Origin of the sequence: Streptomyces sp. NRRL S-646, from assembly GCF_000720765.1 — a bacterium.
GTDB lineage: Bacteria > Actinomycetota > Actinomycetes > Streptomycetales > Streptomycetaceae > Streptomyces.
The window spans coordinates 1-306 of the sequence record NZ_JODC01000109.1 but is presented as its reverse complement, the minus strand read 5'-3'; the positions used below and the strand labels follow the sequence as shown (position 1 = coordinate 306).

The following is a 306-nucleotide window of genomic DNA, read 5'->3' as shown; positions in this document are numbered from 1 at the left end:
GAACCTCTTTCATCCTGAATAGTCGCAGGTCAAGAGGGTGTGGATGGCTTGGACGGCGGTGCCGATACGTCGGGTTGAACATCGGGCTCGCCGTAACAGCCGCCAGGACTTCAGCTGTGCGAAGGCGCGCTCCCCGGGAGCCCGCAGCCTGGCGTGGTCGCGGTTGAACTGCTGGTAGTGCTCGGGCTGTTCGTGGTGGTGGTAGTAGGGGGTGCGGACGGTGGCGCCGGCACCCTGGTAGGCCCGGTCGGCGAGCACGAGAATCTGCCGGGTCAGGCACGCTTGGACGATGCCGTGGGCGCGGGC

The 306-nt window shown here is 67.0% G+C and carries 1 protein-coding gene; it reads right to left on the bottom strand.

All coding sequences use genetic code 11. From position 1 onward, the window contains the following. Positions 1–9: 9 nt before the first annotated feature. Positions 10–306 (bottom strand): transposase family protein (locus IH68_RS0149100; RefSeq protein WP_030950372.1); only part of this gene is annotated, 297 nt, incomplete at its 5' end.